This window comes from Planctomycetaceae bacterium, from assembly GCA_041398825.1.
Lineage (GTDB): Bacteria > Planctomycetota > Planctomycetia > Planctomycetales > Planctomycetaceae > F1-80-MAGs062.
In genome coordinates this window covers 221,132-238,853 of record JAWKTX010000010.1, presented here as the reverse complement: position 1 = coordinate 238,853, position 17,722 = coordinate 221,132, and the positions used below count along the sequence as shown (strand labels likewise).

At 54.0% G+C, this 17,722-nt stretch carries 19 protein-coding genes; 13 read left to right on the top strand and 6 right to left on the bottom strand.

Going from position 1 to position 17,722, the window contains the following annotated elements; genetic code table 11:
- Window positions 1-32 precede the first annotated feature (32 nt).
- Window positions 33-719 (top strand): hypothetical protein, encoded by a 687-nt coding sequence (locus R3C20_18720; protein ID MEZ6042538.1) that lies wholly within the window; start codon window positions 33-35, stop codon window positions 717-719.
- A gap of 113 nt (window positions 720-832) precedes the next feature.
- Window positions 833-1,513 carry a hypothetical protein gene (locus R3C20_18715; GenBank protein ID MEZ6042537.1) on the top strand — a complete coding sequence of 227 codons (681 nt, stop codon included), beginning with the start codon at window positions 833-835 and terminating at the stop codon, window positions 1,511-1,513.
- Window positions 1,514-1,556: 43 nt separating this feature from the next.
- Here R3C20_18715 and R3C20_18710 read toward each other — a convergent pair whose 3' ends face one another.
- Together R3C20_18710 and R3C20_18705 are read right to left on the bottom strand one after the other, a co-directional pair.
- Entirely contained in the window at window positions 1,557-2,066 is a 510-nt protein-coding gene (locus tag R3C20_18710) for a hypothetical protein (protein ID MEZ6042536.1), read from the bottom strand.
- Window positions 1,987-2,256, bottom strand: a complete 270-nt coding sequence (locus tag R3C20_18705) for a transposase (protein ID MEZ6042535.1) — start codon at window positions 2,254-2,256, stop codon at window positions 1,987-1,989. The genes R3C20_18710 and R3C20_18705 overlap by 80 nt, the downstream gene beginning before the upstream one ends.
- Before the next feature lies 1 nt (window position 2,257).
- Between R3C20_18705 and R3C20_18700 the strand changes: the two genes are divergently transcribed.
- The 8 genes from R3C20_18700 to R3C20_18665 all read left to right on the top strand — a co-directional run bounded on the left by R3C20_18700 (window position 2,258) and on the right by R3C20_18665 (window position 11,341).
- Entirely contained in the window at window positions 2,258-2,407 is a 150-nt protein-coding gene (locus R3C20_18700) for a hypothetical protein (protein MEZ6042534.1), read from the top strand.
- A gap of 213 nt (window positions 2,408-2,620) precedes the next feature.
- A complete protein-coding gene (locus tag R3C20_18695) occupies window positions 2,621-3,550 on the top strand; it encodes a VCBS repeat-containing protein (GenBank protein MEZ6042533.1) in 930 nt (309 codons plus the stop codon).
- A 480-nt stretch (window positions 3,551-4,030) separates the two neighbouring features.
- Window positions 4,031-5,797 (top strand): PA14 domain-containing protein, encoded by a 1,767-nt coding sequence (locus R3C20_18690; protein ID MEZ6042532.1) that lies wholly within the window; start codon window positions 4,031-4,033, stop codon window positions 5,795-5,797.
- Between the two features lie 568 nt (window positions 5,798-6,365).
- Window positions 6,366-7,580 (top strand): formylglycine-generating enzyme family protein, encoded by a 1,215-nt coding sequence (locus tag R3C20_18685; GenBank protein ID MEZ6042531.1) that lies wholly within the window; start codon window positions 6,366-6,368, stop codon window positions 7,578-7,580.
- Between the two features lie 38 nt (window positions 7,581-7,618).
- Window positions 7,619-8,359 (top strand): hypothetical protein, encoded by a 741-nt coding sequence (locus tag R3C20_18680; GenBank protein MEZ6042530.1) that lies wholly within the window; start codon window positions 7,619-7,621, stop codon window positions 8,357-8,359.
- Entirely contained in the window at window positions 8,360-9,655 is a 1,296-nt protein-coding gene (locus R3C20_18675; GenBank protein MEZ6042529.1) for a YkgJ family cysteine cluster protein, read from the top strand.
- Between the two features lie 302 nt (window positions 9,656-9,957).
- Window positions 9,958-10,344, top strand: coding sequence for a VOC family protein (locus R3C20_18670; protein MEZ6042528.1), 387 nt, complete (start codon window positions 9,958-9,960; stop codon window positions 10,342-10,344).
- A gap of 40 nt (window positions 10,345-10,384) precedes the next feature.
- Window positions 10,385-11,341: an amidohydrolase family protein gene (locus R3C20_18665; GenBank protein ID MEZ6042527.1), complete on the top strand. Its 957-nt coding sequence runs from the start codon at window positions 10,385-10,387 to the stop codon at window positions 11,339-11,341.
- Window positions 11,342-11,388: 47 nt separating this feature from the next.
- Here R3C20_18665 and R3C20_18660 read toward each other — a convergent pair whose 3' ends face one another.
- The 3 genes from R3C20_18660 to R3C20_18650 all read right to left on the bottom strand — a co-directional run bounded on the left by R3C20_18660 (window position 11,389) and on the right by R3C20_18650 (window position 14,310).
- Window positions 11,389-11,787: a hypothetical protein gene (locus tag R3C20_18660; GenBank protein MEZ6042526.1), complete on the bottom strand. Its 399-nt coding sequence runs from the start codon at window positions 11,785-11,787 to the stop codon at window positions 11,389-11,391.
- Window positions 11,787-12,758 (bottom strand): TIGR01777 family oxidoreductase, encoded by a 972-nt coding sequence (locus tag R3C20_18655; protein MEZ6042525.1) that lies wholly within the window; start codon window positions 12,756-12,758, stop codon window positions 11,787-11,789. Before R3C20_18655 ends, R3C20_18660 begins: the two co-directional genes overlap by 1 nt.
- 82 nt (window positions 12,759-12,840) lie before the next feature.
- Window positions 12,841-14,310, bottom strand: coding sequence for a DUF1501 domain-containing protein (locus R3C20_18650; protein MEZ6042524.1), 1,470 nt, complete (start codon window positions 14,308-14,310; stop codon window positions 12,841-12,843).
- A 528-nt stretch (window positions 14,311-14,838) separates the two neighbouring features.
- Between R3C20_18650 and R3C20_18645 the strand changes: the two genes are divergently transcribed.
- From R3C20_18645 to R3C20_18635, 3 genes are all read left to right on the top strand, one after another.
- Window positions 14,839-15,045 (top strand): hypothetical protein, encoded by a 207-nt coding sequence (locus R3C20_18645; GenBank protein MEZ6042523.1) that lies wholly within the window; start codon window positions 14,839-14,841, stop codon window positions 15,043-15,045.
- 461 nt (window positions 15,046-15,506) lie between these two features.
- Window positions 15,507-15,968 carry an alpha/beta hydrolase gene (locus R3C20_18640; protein ID MEZ6042522.1) on the top strand — a complete coding sequence of 154 codons (462 nt, stop codon included), beginning with the start codon at window positions 15,507-15,509 and terminating at the stop codon, window positions 15,966-15,968.
- A gap of 505 nt (window positions 15,969-16,473) precedes the next feature.
- Window positions 16,474-16,794: a hypothetical protein gene (locus R3C20_18635; protein MEZ6042521.1), complete on the top strand. Its 321-nt coding sequence runs from the start codon at window positions 16,474-16,476 to the stop codon at window positions 16,792-16,794.
- 141 nt (window positions 16,795-16,935) lie between these two features.
- Here the strand turns inward: R3C20_18635 and R3C20_18630 are convergent, their stop codons facing one another.
- Complete coding sequence (locus R3C20_18630; GenBank protein MEZ6042520.1) at window positions 16,936-17,622, bottom strand: FHA domain-containing protein; 687 nt, start codon at window positions 17,620-17,622, stop codon at window positions 16,936-16,938.
- Window positions 17,623-17,722 lie beyond the last annotated feature (100 nt).

Genomic DNA, 17,722 nt, shown 5'->3' with positions numbered 1-17,722 from the left:
AATCCGGATGTTGAAAGAACGGTGAGTATTCGATGGACCGAACCACCCATCCAGGCAAGTTTCTGTCGCGACTGCAGTGGCTGCAGCTTACTGCCGCCATGCTACTTCTGTTCTGCATATCGGGATGTGCACTTGGAGTGATGGCTGGCAAGATGCTGATGGGTGATCCGAAGCAGACAGCTGTTTTTCACGCCGCAACGGGCACCGATCTGACAAAAAGTCAAGAACGGGTCCTGATCATCTGCTCGGCACCGCATGGCATTCTGAATCGGTTTCCATCTCTTGAAATTGATCTGGTCGATCGCATCAGTCGAATTCTGGAGACGCGAGGAGTTCAGGTTGTTTCGAGTGATCAGGTTGCAGCCTGGTACGATGACCACGGAGAGTGGGGTGACTTTTCAGAGCTGGCCGATTCATTTGATGCCCACTATGTCATGAATATTGAATTACGGACATTCAGCTATCAGGTGCCTGAGAGCGATCACTTGATGCAGGGTTCTGCGAATGGGCTGGTTGTCTTCCATGAAGTTACCGGTGAAGAACTTCGACCGAGCTACGAAGTGCTGCGTCAGAACTTTCAGCTCCGGTTCCCCGAAACCTATCCCGTGCCGCGTGAAAATCGTTCAGAACAAATCTTCGCAGAAGGCTTCATGGATCGAACCGCCATCCATCTGGCTCAAATGTTGTATGACCATAAGTCGAGCGAAACGGTTCACTAATATCAGGCATCGGTGTTCCTCTTTCGATTTGGATACGAAACAGAACAATGGAATTCTCTCAATCGAATACTGCTGACAAGACTGCCTCATCAATCGGCAGGAAACCCTGCTCTGTGACCTGTACAACGTTAAGTCGGCGTTCTCGACTCAGTCTCGGGTTAACTGCGCTGGCCCTGCTTGTGCTGATACCGGGGTGTAACTATGTCGTGTTGCTGGGCTACCTCATCGGTGGTCCGCCACAGCTTGAGCCATTGTTTGAGAAGGAAACCGGAAAGTCGTTTACTGACAAAGATGTCCGGGTGGCTGTGGTTTGCTACGCCCCGGATGAGCTCAAATATCAATTCGACAACATCGACCATGTTCTTTCGAAATCCATCAGCATGCACCTCGCACAGAAGGGGAAAGTTGATGTGGTTCGGCCGGATAAAGTTCGGACGTGGCTCGAAGAGAACAGAGACTGGGACACACCCGTTGAAGTGGGTGCCGCATTCGATGTTCGCTATGTCGTTTATATCGATCTCGCCGATTTCTCTCTGTACGAGCGTGACAGCGTCAATTTGTTTCGCGGTCGATGCGAAGCGATTGTCAGCGTGTACGAAATGAAAGCGGATGGGACTGGCCGACCAATCTTTTCCCGCGATCTGAATTCCGCGTACCCTACCCAGGTGCCTCGCTCCGCTTCAGAAGTCAGCTACGACACCTTCCGGATGGAGTATTTCATCCGATTGAGCGATGAAATCGGACGCATGTTTTATCCATCCTTCAACGGTGACGACATCGGCTACGCAACGTAACGCGTCTGTTCCTCTTAACCTCGACTTTTGCCATTTTGGGTTGTCACACGACAGCGGCGAGAGCGTGGAGGATGGTATCGCGAAATCGGTGGGGGAGTTTTGAAAAGGCATGGTGTTTTCCGAGGGTTTCAAAAACCCATTCGGACCAGAGCCAGCAGCGAACACGCGTAATCACTTCGGAAAACGTCACGGTGGATTTGCCCTCCCAGCGGATGCCCTCCAGTGACTTCCACCGCGAAGGCAGTTGCGAGTACAGCAGCACCACCACCGAGTATAAAGCGAACAGCATCGGAGCCGCGCGAAGAACCGTAGAACGAGTCCGGCCTCGTGTCGTTTCCAGCCACAGATACGCACGCATTTCCTGGAACATCGTTTCGATCGACCAGCAACCGGTAAAGATTCCAATGATCTCGCTCGCACGCAGAGAACGGTCTGTCGTAAAAAAGTAATCGTTCCGGTGAGTGCCTGTCAGATCATGCACGAACACCCAGCGAATCTCGACCAGACCGCCGCCCGGCATCCCGATGACATCCTTTGCCGAAGACTTTTGCACCGCGATGTCCATCCACCGTGTCATCGCCCGCCAGATGAATCACGCCGTCCGCAGCGAACGCTTCAATCACGAGGGTGGCGAGAATCTTTCCGAGCCTCGACTGCCAGAGCCGGGCTTGTGAGAAGACTCGGTGATAAGTCGAAATGTGTCCCGGCGCCAGTCTGCCTGCGGTTCGCAGAATATTGGTCACCGTGCGAGATCCCACAGTGAGAATCGCGGCCGTCAGTAACACGGAAGCTCGCGGCTACGTTGTCTTTGTAAACGCCGCTGAAAAGGCTCCCGTGACATTCTCCGTCGCGACCGGTAATCTGTTCATGCGAGCTTCCTTGCTCGGGGAATGATTGGTCTGTGATAACCCAAACACTGCCCGCAGGAAGCTCCCTCCGTGAAGACCAAATCGCTCCCGCTTCACTCACAAGATTGGCAAAAGTCGAGCTAAGGCGGATGCCGGTGCACTTTAACTGACAGCCTATCCGCTGAGTCGACAACGTTTCTCCGAACGTATGACGACTGGTGAACACGTTCTGTACAACCTCTTCTCAAAGAGCCAGGCCATGAAGATCTCACGTCTGTTGGAATTGTTCCGAGTCACTGACAAGCGCGGTCGACGTCGCAGAAGCATGCTGGCGGAAACTCTGGAGGCTCGTCAGTTGCTGACGCTCGGGCCGTTTCAGCAGGTCAACTACTTTATGCCAACGGTCCTGCCTGAAACGGATGAGAATACTTCGTTTCAGTTGGTGGATTGGGATAATAACGGCTACCACGATGTGATTGAGATTGCTCACGGTGGTACGAAATCCGGGTTGGTTGAAGTGAGGGCTTATCCCGGGAATTACGACAACTACGATGCAAAGGCTGGCGGAGCATCGGAGTCTTCGATCATCAATACGACTGTTCCGATCAACGCCGTAGATGCCAGCGAATGGCAGTTTCTGTCGGACTATTGGAATGCCGGGAGCCATCCGGATCTAGTTGCGATCCATAAATCGAACACAAGTTCCGGGTTCGTAGAGATCATCGTTGCAACGGGCGCAAGTTTGTACCAGACCCTCCAAGGGCCGTTCGTGACGTCATTGACGGCAATCGGCGCGAATTGGGCCTTCGATGGCGGACACTTTGACGGCGATGGACGGTTGGATCTGCTCGCGATTCGGCGGGATGGTAATGCTGGAACGGAGATTACGGTGTTGTCAGGAGTTGCCTCTGGCAACAATCGTTTCGACTCGACTTTGTTCCAGGGTACAACTGCTTTGCCACGAACGAACAACATGTTTGATTTCATTGTCGGTGATTTCGATCTTGATGGTGTCGCAGAACTACTCGCGCTCCAGACAGTAGGAACAGAGTCGAACAGAATTGAAGCCCACGTACTGCCGGAATTGCAGGTCCCAACAACGAGGCGCCGTTCAGCTGGTTCCAATCCCGTGCCACAGTTGGGCGCGTATCAAATGGGGCCTTACACAGTTTTGACGCCGTCTCGATAAGGAGCCCTCGGTTGTATGATGATGGTTATCCGGAATTGGTTCTCTTTGAAAAATCGTTCCAGGGTCGAACTGACGTCGTCGCATTAAACAGCATCCCAATGGTGGTAAATGTGCCGTATGGACTGCACCCCATTCCTTCGTCAGCTCTATTTGCAAATGACCAGTTAACAGCTCCCGGTCTGATTGGAACGTATGTGAACGAGAGCCTCCGCAGTGTTACATCAACTGCTGACTGGCGATCCACTCAAACGATTTCAGGTACGCGAGTCGATCTGCAGGTGAACGCCAGCGAAAATAGTCTGGGATCACGTGCTACGGTCGGAATCACTCGTGGCTCGGATTCCAACTGGGACTTCTTTTCTGTTCAGTGGGATGGTTTTGTGACTATACCACGGGATGGAGTACAACTGGCTATCACCAGCAGCGGAGGCAGCCGACTTTGGATCGACATGAACAGCGACAGTTCATTCGCTTCGGCGGATGACATCTTCATCAACAACGGCTGGGGCACGATGCAGAATCGCGCTCAGCGATCCGTCTCGACCGCTGCCCCGCGGGACATACAGAGTTCGATTGCAGACGGAATCCACCACGGGCCCCAATCCAATTCAACTGATGTGGAGTTACTACCCGAAACCCGTTCCGGAAAACCTTCTCTTTGCAGATGCAGGCAAGACAATTCAGGGTCTGACGGGTTCGTATGTCAATCAGAGCCTTCGTTCTGTGACTTCGACGGCGGACTGGCGGAATAATCCGACCGTGCAAATCGCAGGGACGCGCGTCGATCCATCGCTCAATTTTGTGTGGGCAGGATTTGGTGATGCCGAAGGTGTCGGGTTAACGCAGAGTCATTCAGGCAACTGGGAAAACTTCTCCGTCCAGTGGGACGGATTTATTTCGGTCCCGTATGACGGATACCGACTTTATACGAAGAGCGATGACAACAGCCGATTGTGGATCGATGTAAATCGCAACGGAAATTTCGAGAACACCGCCACGGAGCTGGTCAACAACAACTGGGGTAATGGCAATGGACAATCTGTCACATTGAGCAGCGGCAGTATCGCCTTGAATGCCGGGACTTATCCCATTCGTATTCAGTATGAGGAAGAGGGGGGAAGTAACAGCTTCCAATTGATGTGGGATTACGCGGTGATGCCGGAGACTGCAGTCACGGTCACCGGTGTGACTTCCAACACTGAAATGCGGCCCACGATTGCGTGGACCGAAACCGAAACGGCAGTGAAGTATGAAGTGTGGATCAATAATCTGACCACGCGAGCCTCGGGCGTTGTTCACACGACCGTTTATGATCCGTGGATAACTCCCGATTTTGATCTGGGAATCGGTCGATACGCCGTTTGGGTCCGCAGCATTGACGCTCGCGGAAAAGTGTCCGGCTGGTCGCAAAGCTATCTGTTTCGCATCGAACAAGCGGTTCAACTGAATACTGTTCCGCAGAGCTTTGCGACCACGTCGCCGACAATTTCGTGGCAGCCGGTTGAAGGCGCAGTGCGTTATCAGGTTTGGGTCAACGATGTCACGACAAGACTCGACAACGTGGCGCCGGAATCCAACGTCACTGCGACCTCGTGGCAGATCAGTCCGGCTTTGACGGAAGGGCATGAATATCGCGTGTGGGTCCGCGGCATCGATGCGGCAGGGCGTCCGTCGCAATGGTCAGCCATGAAATCATTCAGGATTCTGGGTGAAACAACACCCACGACTCCGCTTGGCGGGACCTTTGATTATTACCCAACGCTCAAATGGACGGCTGCTCCCGGAGCCCGCCGATATCACGTTGTCCTGCGAGACGAAAACGGAGACATTCTGGAAAGCGCCATTGTGGCCGGTACACAGTGGACCAGCCCGACCGGAGACTGGACGGGACAGTGGAACTGGCAGGTGACGCCCGAAGCGTGGGATTTTCAATTTGGCACGCCCTCTGAGATCATCACATTCAATCTGGGCGGGGTCCCTCAGGCGATGACACCGATCGGTAGTGGAGCGAGCTCCCTGCCGTTATTTAACTGGAATGCCGTCGTCAATGCGGACACGTATCTTGTTTGGGTCGATCGACTGGATATACCACAGCGAGAGGTCATCAATTCATCCAGCCTGACAACAACGTCCTACTCGCCCACAACTCCCCTGGCTCCCGGAACCTATCGCTACTGGATTCTGGCAACGAGCAATTTCTATGGACGTGGGGCGTGGAGTGCGCCGGTTGAGTTCATTGTTTCGTGAACAATGCGGCTCTGATCGAAGCCTGGGAAATCATGGGATGACTGCAATCCGCAGGATTGATTCTCCTTAAGAACGTTGGCCAGGCCACGTAGTCAGGCGTGAAACAGCATGCCTGAAACGAGACGTGACACGTGTTTCGCAACGAATCGGCATGCAGTGGTGGCAAGTAGGATTCGCCAGATCAAGTGAACTGAAGCATCTGTCCAGACGCACTCCTTTGCAGCAGACCCACTGCAATGAGTCCACTTTCGTGGACGGATTTATGTCGGCCAGGGCAGCGCACAAATGTCCTGCTCTTGCGCAAGCATTCATGCAAATCAATTAGGCAGGACCTCTGATTCGGGCTGTCTTTTCAAACGACTGTCCGGGACACCATCGAATATGGCACTTACACTGATTTCTCGGAGACTCGCCCTTGATACGGATGCGGCAAACCGCCGGCTTCGGACATTGGGACTGTAGAATTCCACCACTCTTTTCACTTCAGATCTGCTCCTGATTCCGGATAGAATAGTCCGGTCAACGTGAAACGTGTTCATCAATTGTCAATCAAGCTGAAAGTATGCACATGTCGTTACGCCGCAAAAGCGTATCGTCCGATGGTCGGGCCTGGACTCTTCGACGAACAGGCGTCCTGAGGGCACTCATCATTGCGGGTGGCCTGGGACTCGCAGTATCTGTGTTGAGCCTCGTCAATTTGGGGCTCGCATTCGCGGACGAAACCAGTTCCGATCAGAAGCTGGTCGATGACGCTGCTGTTCCGGTCCGGAAGGCGGCCTCACTGGAGGTTCCGGGGGCGTCCGCCACGACTCCGGAAGACATGCAAGTGTATGCCGAGCCGCTTGAGCACACCGATCTGGTGATCGACATGGTTCCTGTCAAGGGGGGCCGTTTTCTCATGGGCAGCCCGCTATCAGAGGCCGAACGCTCGGAAGATGAGGGACCGCAGCACACGGTCGAGGTTGGTTCATTCTGGATGAGTAAGTTTGAGATTACATGGGATCAGTACGATACGTGGTGCGAAAAGATCGATTACTACCGCCGAGCGGCATTTGGTACTTCGGCAACCCCGCGTGATGAAGTCGCCGATGCCATTACTCGACCGACTCCACCGTATACCGACATGAGTTTTGGTATGGGTAAGGAATCGAACCCGGCCATCTGCATGACTCAGCACGCTGCGAGGATGTATTGTCAGTGGCTGAGTGCAAAGACCGGTCGCTACTATCGTCTGCCGACGGAAGCAGAGTGGGAATATGCCTGCCGTGCAGGAACATCAACCGCTTATTCATTCGGTGATGACGTTGCTCAACTGGGTGACTACGCCTGGTTCGATGGCAACAGTGACGGCAACTACCACCCGGTTGGTCAAAAGAAACCAAATCCGTGGGGATTGTACGATATGCATGGCAACGTGGCTGAATGGGTTCTGGATCAGTATGTTGCAGATGCCTACAAATTGCGTTCCGGCGGAGCAACATCCGTTGATGTCGTCCGCAATCCTTTGGTCGTACCCACAACGGAGTACCCTCGAGTTGTGCGAGGTGGTGGATGGGACGATTCTGCTCGTATGCTTCGCAGTGCAGTGAGAGAAGGTTCGGCACTGGAATGGAAAGAACAGGACCCACAGCTGCCGCAAAGTATCTGGTACTTCACTGATGCTCAGGGTGTCGGCTTTCGAGTCGTTCGCCCACTTGAAGAGCCAACAGATGAGGCCAAGCTGACGTTTTGGGGTAAGTCAGCGCCCATTCAGAAAGACCCTGTTGAATTCGAGCAGGAATGAGTTCCGTTGCTTTCGATTCTTTCCAGCGAGGGCGATCCATGAGATTTCTTCAAATCTGTACGCTGAGCGTGTTCCTGATTGATGCGCTTCCTTTTGAAGTTGTTTCCCCTTTTGCTCCGGCTTTGGGTGAAGAACCAGACGTCCGAGTGCTGCTGGAGGATGACTTCAATCGGGAGGAGTCCGATCCCGCGAAAGAAGAGATTGGCAACGGATGGGGGACCAACAGTAAGAGCCGTGCGAAGGGAGTCAAACAGGTGGATATGGTGGATGGTGCCATGCACATCACCATGGCGAGCGTCGCTGACCACGGCGTGTCCGTTCATCATGAAGTCGCTTTTCGGGACGCGACCATTTTGCTCCGTTTCAAGCTGGGGAAGGGCGACGACCTCGGGATCAATATCGCCGATATGAACGAAAAGAGTGTGCATGCGGGACACATCTGTATGGCGCGGATCCAACCGAAGAGCGTTGAGATTTCTGATCTGAAAACAGGGCGTATGAAACTCGAACACCGCGAAGCAAGATTGGAAAACAGGCTTACCCCGGAACAACAAAAGACAATTGCCGCACGGTCGGAGAAGTTTCCAGTCGATTTGGCACTTGATGATTGGCATCAGCTGTCGGTTCAGATATCCGGAGACCAGATGACTGTGACCATCGACAACAAGCTGGTGGGTAAATTTCAGTCGGAAGGTATTGGTCATCCAACCAAGAGTCGATTGCGGCTGGCGGTGAACAAAGCCGCGTGGGTAGACGACGTTCGAATCACTGGAAGGTAAATGGCACGCAATCCATTGCAATTGCCTGTGATTCAAAACTGGAGCTGCCACAACTGTGGTGGCTGCTGTCGCGAACACATGATCGAAATCACTGAGGACGAGAAGAAACGCATTGATCGTCAGGGCTGGACGTCCGAAGATGGCATACCAGCCGGGGTTTCTGTCACACAGTCTGTTGGGAAGGGCCGCTACCGTCTAACTCATCAGGCCGATGGGGCGTGCATCTTTCTGGATTCGGATGGGCTTTGCCGTATCCATGCAAAGTTTGGTGAACCTGCGAAGCCGCTGGCCTGCCGTGTCTACCCCTTTGCGTTTCATCCCGCCGGCAATCAGTTGGCTGTAGGGCTGCGATTCAGTTGTCCGTCCGTCGTTCAGAATCTGGGACAACGTGTCGTCGATCAGACCAGGGACTTGCAGCACCTGGCCTCACAGGTTGTTCCGGATGGGCATCGTATGCCTCCGCCTCCGGCAATCCACGGTGATCAATGCGTCGAGTGGCCTGACTTTCATCGCTTCATTGTCGCCTTTGACGAGAGTCTTACGGACGACGCCGTGGACTTCGCCACCCAGCTGATGCGAGTGTTGTCCTGGCTGGAACTGGTTGAACAATCGCAGTTTGAAACAATTCGAGGGCCGAAGCTTCAGGATTTTCTGAACCTGGTGACCAAAGCGGCTGCACGTGCGCAGCCGGACAGTGACTTACCTGTGCTTCAGCCGTCGCGCACAGGTCGAACCATGTTTCGTCAGATCGTTGCTCAGTTGCTTCGCCACGATACCGAAGCGACAGTGAAGGCCGGAGTGGGCGAGCGGTTCCGGCAGTTGATGAATGGTATCCGGTTCACAACTGGCATTGGCAGTATTCCCCCTTTACCGGATCCTGTATCAGCACGTGAAGTGTTCGGAACTCACAACGGCAGTATTCGTCCGGGGTTTGCTGCGGCAGAGCCGGGAATGAAAGGGCGAACGCCGGAGATTGATCGACTGATGTCACGATATTTTCGCGTGAAGATCCAGGCGCTGCATTTCTGCGGTGCGGCAAACTTCGGGCTTTCTCTAGTCGAAGGTTTTCGCTCACTCGCGCTGATGTATCCGGCTACGCTGTGGGTCGCCCGTATTCGCGCGTTGAGCCATGGTCGTGACGTAATTAGTCCTGAAGATGCTCAGGCGGCTCTTACCACAGTAGACCACAACTACACGTATTCACCCGTCTTTGGTATGTCCGCGTCGATCAGGCGTCTCAGGATACTTGGGGAATTGCAGCAGGTCACCAGACTTTGCGGCTGGTACAGCCTGTGACAGACGGTGTTTTTATCCACGCGAAAGAGTTTTTGGTCGCTCAGGACAGGTCTGAATCTGAGTAGCAGGGGACACGTTTTGTATGTCGGTGATTCCAGTCGCTTCGCAATTCGGTTAGCGTTTGCAGATGTTGGTTTAAGACTCGTCTTTTCGTTCATTCAAAACGCCAATCGGCAGTGCACGCAGATGGACTGAAAGGGGGATTCTGAAAGTGTTGGAACGTGTACGACGCGGTTTGAAATGACGATGAATTCTTGCATCAGATCACCCGAAATACCTTTGCCTTTTCCGATAGTAAAAGCATGAAGATAGAACACCTAGCAATCAATGTACCAGACCCTCTGAACGCTGCTCGCTGGTATGTCGAACATCTGGGACTGGTTGTAAAGCGGCGAATGATGGAAGCTCCCTGGGCGCATTTCCTCGCAGATGACAGTGGTACCGTGATGCTTGAAATCTATGGCAATACGGAAGCTGCTCTGCTGGATTTTCCATCAATTCAACCAGCTGCCATTCATCTGGCGTTCGTGTCAGCCGACCTTTCTGCGGATGTTGCCCGACTTCGAAAGGCGGGTGCTACCGTGGTCACTGACGTTCATTCGATGCCAGGTGGAGATACATTTGCCATGCTGCGGGATCCCTGGGGCGTTCCGGTGCAGTTGGTCAAACGTAAAGAGCCAATGATCTGAAAGCAGACAAATCCAGTGATTGATTGAGGAGCCAGGTCGCATGACGTTCAGTCGAGCAATGAATCGCCGAGAGGCTGTAGTAACCGCCACCGGAATCGCAGCCGGGATCTTGTCACACATGTCTCTGACTGCTGATGAAGGTAACCAGATTCCGGGTGACTTACCCTGGATCGATGCCCATTCGCATATCTGGACGTCAGATACAAGTCGTTTCAAACTCCGTGAAGGGGTGCGCGTTGATCAGTTGGCCCCCCGCAGCTTCACGGATGATGAGCTGATGGCCGTCGCTATGCCAGAGGGTGTGGGACGGGTTGTGCTCATACAGCACTATCCTTACCACGGTTGGGATAACGGCTATCTGATTGATGCCTGGACCCGACATCCGGATCGTTTTCGGATTGTCGGAATGATTGACGACTCGCTGCCGGATGCCGATCTTCGCATGAAGGACTTGCTTCAAAAAGGTGTGACGGGTCTTCGTATCGGCCCCCGCGACAACAAGACTGAGTGGCTCAGTTCACCGGGAATGAAGTTGATGTGGAAAACGTCGGCAGAGACCCGGCAGTCAATGTGCTGCCTGATCAATCCATCGGATCTGTCATCTGTGGATGCAATGTGTGCTGCTTATCCGGACACCCCAGTCGTGATCGACCATTTCGCGCGAATTGGGATCAGCGGAAACGTTGAAGAGAGCGACCTGGTTTCTCTTTGTGGGCTTGCCAGGCATAAACACACGAAAATCAAGATCTCTGCCTACTACGCATTGGGCAAGAAACAGTCACCACACCACGAATTGATACCGATGATCAGACGCTTGTTTGAAGTGTTTGGTCCGGACCGACTGATGTGGGCGAGCGATTGTCCATATCAACTGGGGCAGGGCAGCACTTACTCGTCCTCGATTCGCCTGATCCGGGATCACATCGATTTTGTGACAAAAGAAGATCGCCGAAAGTTACTTTGCTCAACTGCTGAGACCACGTTTTTCTTTCGATGACGAAGAGAGAATCTCTTCAGTATCCAGCAACGGCGTGATGCATGGCTTCACGATTGAGGGAGCGTTCCGGATACATGATCGCTGTGAATACCCTGTCTCACGATGACCGCGAATGGGTAAATCCAGATGAGGTCGTTCACCGGGATCAGGTAGAGCGTAGATACCGGGACCTCACCCTGAAATGCAGAAAGAGCCAGTCCAGCCGGGCCAAGAAGTTTTGCTGCCAATCCAATGGCAACCGAAAGCCAGTGTTTGCGGGGATCCGTCGAAGCAACTCCATATCCGACCCCCAGCAGGAAAATGATCAGCCCGGTGCCCTTCCAGAGGAAGATGTCGGTCAACGGTTCGGTGAACCCGTAAACACGCGCCGCAAGCTCTGGGAGAAGAATGATGAACCCTCCCCATAGGCAGGAGTGAATGCAGGACAGCTGCAGGACTCGCTTCATTAACTCTCCTTCAATTGCAATTCATGCTTCAGGCAGGATGCCAGTTCGGGGTGCTCGAACTTGAAACCAGCTTTCAGAAGTTTCTGTGGCACAACGCGTGCGCTGGCAAGCAACAGTTCGTTGGCCATTTCTCCCAGCACCAGTTTTGCCATGAATGCGGGCAGCGGAAAGATCGTGGGGCGATGCAGAACGGCTCCGATATTTCGGGTGAATTCTGCATTGGTCAGTGCGTTCGGGCTCACTGCGTTAACGGGGCCGGTCAGCTGCTGGTTATCGACACAGAACTCAAGGACTCTGGCCAGGTCGTTCAGGCCAATCCAGCTCCAGAACTGGTCGCCAGCGCCGATATTTCCCCCGACCCCAGCCTTGAATGGCAGCATCATTTTCGCCAGCGCGCCGCCTTTCGGTGAAAGGACGATACCGATGCGAACGCAAACAACTCGCATGCCCAGTTCTTCGGCTTTGATCGCTTCAGCTTCCCAGTCGCGGCAGAGATCCGGCAAAAATCCATTGCCGGCGCTGGCATCTTCGGTGAGTGCTGCGTCGCCCCGATCTCCGTAGTAGCCGATGGCCGATGCACAAACCAGTGTGCGTGGTCGGTGCTTAAGTTTGCTCAGGGATTCGACGAGGCTCCGCGTTCCCTGAATCCGACTTGATCGGAGCCGCTTCTTGAGACTGTCTGTCCAGCGTCCGCCGGCGATGTTTTCCCCGGCCAGATGGACCACTGCATCAATGCCCTCCAGCCGGGCTGGATTGACGAGCCCGGTCGATGGATCCCAGCGTACAGAATCGTCAAAGCCGTCTCCGTCGCGTCGCGTGATCGAAAGTACCCTGTCGCCTCGCGACTGAAATCGCAGAGAGAGTGCCTGTCCGACAAGTCCTGTTGCCCCCGAGATCGCCACTGTCATTGTTGTTGATGAGTTCTCATTCACAGTTGTTTCTCGCAGGGTTGAATCGGTTGCAACGCTCATGATTTGTCGCTCCTTTTACGTGTTCCGTGATTAGATGCACGTCAATCGAACCGCAAAAGAACGGGCGTATTAACTCTGTGGGTCAGGCCAAAATGTCTTCAATGACGCGCCCGGCAACGTCCGTCAGGCGGAATCTGCGACCGTTGTATTTATATGTGAGTCGCTCGTGGTCGATTCCCAGCAGGTGAAGGATGGTGGCGTGAAGGTCATTGATATGAACTTTGTTGTCTGCGGCTTTGTAGCCGATTTCGTCACTTGATCCGTAGTCCACGCCACCCTTGACACCGCCTCCGGCCATCCATGCACAAAAACTGTGCGGGTTATGGTCGCGCCCCGGTCTGGCTCCCGTCTGGGCGATCGGCAAGCGGCCAAACTCCCCACACCAGATCACAAGTGTGTCGTCCAGCATACCTCGCATTGAAAGATCGGTGAGTAAGCCTGCCACAGGCTGGTCGGTTTCGCCTGCAAACTGACGGTGATTTCCCTCGATGTCCGAATGTCCGTCCCAGGATCGCTGGTTTTCCATTCCACCCGAATAGATTTGAACAAACCGCACGCCTCGCTCGACTAACCGCCGAGCCACGAGGCATTGCCGGGCGAAGTGATCACACCGTTCTTCCCCAATTCCATACAGCTCCTGAATGTGTTTTGGTTCGGAAGCGATATCCATGGCTTCCGGTGCGGAAGACTGCATTCGATAGGCCAGTTCGAAGCTTTCGATCCTTGCGGCCAGCTCTCCCTCTGCCGGGTGCTGTGCCAGATGCAGCGCATTAAGGTTGCGGAGCAAATTCAGCTCGTTTCTCTGGCCGGACTCAGACATCGTCAAAGGGCGACCCAGATTGTCCACAGGCTCGCCCGAAGGCTTCAGCCAGGTTCCCTGGTAGGCGCCTGGCAGAAAGCCGGCGCTCCAGTTGGCCGCATTTCCCTTGGGGAGGCCTCGTCCTTTAGGATCGCTCATGACGACAAATGCAGGCAGATTGTTGCTTTCGCTGCCCAGTCCATAGGTCACCCAGGATCCGACACACGGAAACCCCATCCTCGCGAATCCGGTGTTCATCGCGAACAACGCGGGAGAATGGTTGTTGGATTCTGTATAGCCGGACAACAGGAAAGACATCTTGTCGACGTGTTCGCCCAGACACGGAAAAATTTCGGGCACCATTTTTCCGCATTCGCCTCGGGGAGTGAATGAGAATGGTGATTGCATCAGGTGCCCGACGGCGTTTTTGAAGAAACCCGTTTCGTTGCTGAACGTCGGATCAAAATCCCGGATCGATTTTCCGTTCCACCGGGTCAGTTCGGGACGGTAGTTCCAGGTGTCCACGGGGCTTGGCCCGCCATTAATAAATACCCAGATGACACGTTTGGCTCGAGCAGCGAAATGGCCATCCTTCGATGCAAGTGGGTTCAGAGAAAGTCCGTCGTCCGCGACGGCTGACGAGCCTTCCAGCCACCCTTGTTCTTCCAGCAGTTGAATCAGGCCAAGTGTTCCGAATCCGCACCCGGCTCGGTTCAGCAATTGCCGGCGTGAATGAAGTGAAAAGCTGTCCATACGGGAATCTCGGTTTCTGATGGCGGGGGAATTCCTGTGATCGGGCTAACGGATGCAAAGCCCCGCGTGAATACCGGCGATCCCCAACTCGTGAAGTCGGGTCGCCGGAAGCCGCTCCAATGCCTCTGCGGGGGCCGTTTTACAGAGAAACTGATTTGTAAGGTTATTCCCCGGAATTGTCAGAGTTGCACACGAAAGATGCTCTGGATGGCAACTTATTCAACCAAATGAGCACTGCGCGCCGTTGGTGGCCAGGAACGGCGAACCTTCCCCAAAAAATGCTGTCCGGATGATGACACGTGATCTCAGGCTGATGACAAGAGTCTTGCAGATTGTCTGCTCCGTGGCAAAAGCTGCCGCTGCAGATACTGCCGTATTTCGTTGTTTTGTCGAGACTTATGACCTGGCAAGAGATTCTGTCTTTGCGGGTCCGGCTTCGGCGCGCGGTATGCGAATCTGTAACACATCGTCCCAGAGTTCGCTCAGGCTATGAACAGCCGCAGAAACGGATACGAAAGGAATTGACCAATGGGAATCGGCAATATTCAACTGGAACAGACACTCCTTGAAACTTCCGCCGGTCAGGCAGTTTACGATGCACTCGTTCAGGCAAATGTCGACTTACGCACGGTTTCGCTCGAACTGGTCAAGGATATGCTGACCGCTGAGTGCAGGCACCGCCAGATGCTGGGAATGCCCTGTAATCGAAGCGCGGCCTTCGCCTTTGTTGTCTGAGAATCTGTGCCGTCTGAGAATCACGCACTTTGATTCGATCTTTTGCAGCCGGTTGAAAACGGGACTGGCTTGAGCAGGAGACCATAAAACACGATGGTTTCCAGTCGTTCTGCATGCCTGTCCCGGTTTTTCAACGGACAGGTGGCAGACGCCTCCGGTTCCGGATTTGGGCACGGCGACGCGTCAAATGTCAGCAGAAACGCCGGCCATCAATGTGCATTGCCGTGCTGATGAAATGCCCCGATAATGCGTCCCAAGTTTCCGGCTCGCTGGACCATTGTAAGGAACGGGGGAACGCATGCGATGGCGCTGCGTCGGCAGAAAACTTGCGTTTCGGTCGTTTCTGATTGTGGCGTTGCTTGCCACTTCGCTGGTGATTGTTTCGTGGTTGACAGGTTCGTACCTGACAAAACCACGACGACAGGTTATCGGCGAAGCGCCAGCAGACTTGCCCATCGTTCATGTTTCTTTTCAAAGCGACTCGGGCGAAACAATTAAAGGGTGGCACTGCCGTTGTCCTGATAGCCGGGGCATTATCGTGCTGGTGCATGGCATACGAGATTGCCGAACCCGAATGGTTGACCGCGCTAGACTCCTGCAGGCTTGGCAAATGGCCTGGCTACATCCCGGCTGAATTGTTGTTGCTGCAGCTGGCGCCTCGTCTCGGAATCTCTCGTGACGATCTACGGCCAATTGATCGGATCGGTGAAGCAGGATGCCCCGTCTTTGTGATATCCGGAAGTGATGACCCCCATACGACACCAGCAGAAACGGTCAGTCTGTTCAACGCGGCCAAAGAGCCCAGGAGAATCTGGCTGGTGGAGGGGGCCGGGCATGTGGACTTGCTGGCCGCCCATCCCGGCCAGTATGAGCAGCAAGTTCTTACGTTTCTAAACCTGCACCTGAATCAGTCGAATCGCTGACGCTGATTTTGTTGCTGGTACAGAATGTGCGGAATAACATATCTGGATGGATTATGCTGGCTGTGAGGGTGGTGTCGCCCCCGCAGAAATCCAAGTCGCCGCAGGAATTAGGCTCTGTGCAGGCACCCAACTGCAAAGATCCCCTGGCAGCCTGAGAAGACGTTTTGTAAACGTCGCTTTACACTCAGGACTGGCTTTTTGTGCGCTTGCTGTTCGTCGCAAAAATAATCAATCATTGCAACTCCCGCATTGACAGAGACTTACGCCCGCCGCGCCTCGCCGTGGCCGTTGTGGCATTGCAGCAACAACCCGTGCGGACTGTTGCTTGCAATCAACACATGCGTTCACCGAGTGAAAAGATCGAGGTCCACGAGCCTGATCTGCACTGAAGCCAATCGGTGTTCCACTCACTTCCGTGGGTGCTTCGCGGCCGCGAACTCAGCGAATTTTCATATTCGCAAATCTCTCTCTATCTCTCTCAAAAAAATACAGAAAGAAATCAACAATGCTGAAGTCTCTTTGGAACGACGAAGCTGGGGTTATCCTGTCAGCTGAGCTGGTTCTCATCGGAACAATTCTGGTTCTGGGTATGATCGTTGGTTTGGTTGAACTGCAGTGTGCAGTCGTTGCTGAGCTGAGCGACCTGTCTTCTGCTTTTGGCAACTTCAGCCAGAGCTACCAGACAACTGGTTTCATCAGCCGCAAGGCAACCGGCGGAATCAAAGCCCGAACCTATGGTGCGTCTTACAACGATCAGGCTGACGCTTGCGACTGTGACGCAAACTTCGGTCTGGTTTGCAACGACGCTGGCGAACAGGCTAAGTAATCCGCCGCGTGCAGTCGGCACGCACCGGATCAAAGTCATGGAAAGGGCCGCGAGCAAAAGCTCGCGGCCCTTTCTTCATTTGTCGAACGAATATTTCTGCCGTGCGATTGTGTTCTGGGTTCCGGACCTAAGGACTGGACTCTAATCCTCGGGGTTGGCTACCTGTTGCAACCATTGAGCGAGGTCTCGCTGAAGAAGCAGGAGATTCTGCCAACGTTCCCAGGGGACATGCATTTGTCCCTGACTGGGTTCGTCCGCTTCCCGACCTGTTTGCACGATGCAGTTCAAATGTTCATGGATATATGTCAGCACATCGGATAACCGAGCACGCTGTGATGTTGAAAGTGCATCCGGAAGCGGTGGTCCTTCCCCGAAGAACAGTGGAGCCATCATGTTATCGATGGTTAAATTATCAGAGAGGCTGAATTCCGCATCGGGCAGTCCCCCCGCCGGGACGGACCCATTCGGTGGTCCCTGCCATGGCAGAAGTGCGCGAACATCCACTCCCAGCCGCTTAGCGCGGTCTTCGATTTCTTCGTCACTGCCGTAAAGAAGTGTACAGCGGCCAATCTGGATATGATCGCCGGCCCGCAGGACCCGAAGCTGCACCGGGTGACCATTCACTCGACTCCCATTTGTGCTGTGCAGGTCGGTGAACAGAACAAGCCCTTGATCTTCCTGTAGTTTCGCGTGAAGTCGGCTGACGCGTTCGTCATTCAACTGAATGGAATTGTCTTCTTCGCGACCGATGCTGATGGGGGTTTCGAGGTTGCGATAGACGCGCCCCCGTTCAAGACCTTCCAGCACCGACAGTGTAACGCGGGCCATCTCTGATTCCCCACCCTCTCCAGTGATTGACTGCGCCCACGAACAGCCGCGGGCGGGCACTATTCTCACAGGCTTATCGAAAAAATGCGAAGGATCTTCG

What these genes read in the sequence shown, in the direction of transcription:
- R3C20_18630 (MEZ6042520.1), bottom strand. Translation starts at nt 17,622, where the DNA reads ATGGCCCGCGTTACACTGTCGGTGCTGGAAGGTCTTGAACGGGGGCGC.
- R3C20_18695 (MEZ6042533.1), top strand. Translation starts at nt 2,621, where the DNA reads ATGAAGATCTCACGTCTGTTGGAATTGTTCCGAGTCACTGACAAGCGC.
- R3C20_18655 (MEZ6042525.1), bottom strand. Translation starts at nt 12,758, where the DNA reads ATGAGCGTTGCAACCGATTCAACCCTGCGAGAAACAACTGTGAATGAG.
- R3C20_18635 (MEZ6042521.1), top strand. Translation starts at nt 16,474, where the DNA reads ATGCTGAAGTCTCTTTGGAACGACGAAGCTGGGGTTATCCTGTCAGCT.
- R3C20_18650 (MEZ6042524.1), bottom strand. Translation starts at nt 14,310, where the DNA reads ATGGACAGCTTTTCACTTCATTCACGCCGGCAATTGCTGAACCGAGCC.
- R3C20_18660 (MEZ6042526.1), bottom strand. Translation starts at nt 11,787, where the DNA reads ATGAAGCGAGTCCTGCAGCTGTCCTGCATTCACTCCTGCCTATGGGGA.
- R3C20_18675 (MEZ6042529.1), top strand. Translation starts at nt 8,360, where the DNA reads ATGGCACGCAATCCATTGCAATTGCCTGTGATTCAAAACTGGAGCTGC.
- R3C20_18665 (MEZ6042527.1), top strand. Translation starts at nt 10,385, where the DNA reads ATGACGTTCAGTCGAGCAATGAATCGCCGAGAGGCTGTAGTAACCGCC.
- R3C20_18720 (MEZ6042538.1), top strand. Translation starts at nt 33, where the DNA reads ATGGACCGAACCACCCATCCAGGCAAGTTTCTGTCGCGACTGCAGTGG.
- R3C20_18645 (MEZ6042523.1), top strand. Translation starts at nt 14,839, where the DNA reads ATGGGAATCGGCAATATTCAACTGGAACAGACACTCCTTGAAACTTCC.
- R3C20_18690 (MEZ6042532.1), top strand. Translation starts at nt 4,031, where the DNA reads ATGACATCTTCATCAACAACGGCTGGGGCACGATGCAGAATCGCGCTC.
- R3C20_18680 (MEZ6042530.1), top strand. Translation starts at nt 7,619, where the DNA reads ATGAGATTTCTTCAAATCTGTACGCTGAGCGTGTTCCTGATTGATGCG.
- R3C20_18685 (MEZ6042531.1), top strand. Translation starts at nt 6,366, where the DNA reads ATGTCGTTACGCCGCAAAAGCGTATCGTCCGATGGTCGGGCCTGGACT.
- R3C20_18670 (MEZ6042528.1), top strand. Translation starts at nt 9,958, where the DNA reads ATGAAGATAGAACACCTAGCAATCAATGTACCAGACCCTCTGAACGCT.
- R3C20_18640 (MEZ6042522.1), top strand. Translation starts at nt 15,507, where the DNA reads ATGTTTCTTTTCAAAGCGACTCGGGCGAAACAATTAAAGGGTGGCACT.